We start from the raw sequence: 1,172 nt of genomic DNA on the forward strand, positions 1-1,172 counted from the left end.
TCAATGATTTTCGACACAACGCCGGCGCCGACGGTGCGGCCGCCTTCGCGGATCGCGAAGCGCAGGCCCTGCTCCATCGCGATCGGTGCGATCAGCTCAACGCCGAACGACACGTTGTCGCCAGGCATGACCATCTCGGTGCCTTCGGCCAGGGTCACGGTGCCGGTCACGTCAGTTGTACGGAAGTAGAACTGAGGACGGTAGTTCGCGAAGAACGGGGTGTGACGACCGCCTTCTTCCTTGGTCAGGATGTAGGCTTCGGCTTCGAACTTGGTGTGCGGTGTAACCGAACCCGGCTTACACAGAACCTGGCCACGCTCGACGCCGTCACGGTCAACACCACGCAGCAGGGCGCCGATGTTGTCGCCTGCTTCACCGCGGTCCAGCAGCTTGCGGAACATCTCAACACCGGTGCAGGTGGTTTTCGAAGTGTCGCGGATACCGACGATTTCGATCTCGTCGCCAACGTTGATCACGCCACGCTCAACACGACCGGTCACAACGGTACCACGACCCGAGATCGAGAACACGTCTTCGATCGGCATCAGGAACGGCTGGTCCACAGCACGCTCGGGGGTGTCGATGTACTCATCAACAGCCGCCATCAGTTCCTTGATCTTCTCTTCACCGATTTCCGGGTTGTTGCCTTCCATCGCGGCCAGAGCCGAACCTGCGATGATCGGAATATCGTCGCCGGGGTATTCATACGAAGACAGCAGCTCGCGGATTTCCATTTCCACCAGTTCCAGCAGCTCTTCGTCGTCAACCTGGTCAACTTTGTTCATGAACACGACCATCTTCGGGATGCCAACCTGGCGACCCAGCAGGATGTGCTCGCGGGTCTGCGGCATCGGGCCGTCAGCAGCGTTCACAACCAGGATCGCGCCGTCCATCTGGGCAGCACCGGTGATCATGTTCTTGACGTAGTCGGCGTGGCCGGGGCAGTCAACGTGCGCATAGTGGCGGTTGTCGGTCTCGTATTCCACGTGGGCAGTCGAGATGGTGATCCCGCGCGCTTTTTCTTCCGGCGCACCGTCAATCTGGTCATACGCTTTGAAGTCACCAAAATACTTGGTGATTGCTGCGGTCAGCGTCGTTTTACCATGGTCAACGTGGCCAATCGTGCCGATGTTGACGTGCGGTTTTGTACGCTCAAACTTTTCCTTTGCCAT

Annotated in this window: 1 protein-coding gene; it reads right to left on the reverse strand. The window is 58.7% G+C overall.

Going from position 1 to position 1,172, the window contains the following annotated elements:
- Positions 1-1,172 (reverse strand): elongation factor Tu (tuf, locus tag GOV91_RS22500; protein ID WP_171237136.1); only part of this gene is annotated, 1,172 nt, incomplete at both ends.

The organism is Ruegeria sp. HKCCA6837 (assembly GCF_013034475.1).
GTDB lineage: Bacteria > Pseudomonadota > Alphaproteobacteria > Rhodobacterales > Rhodobacteraceae > Ruegeria.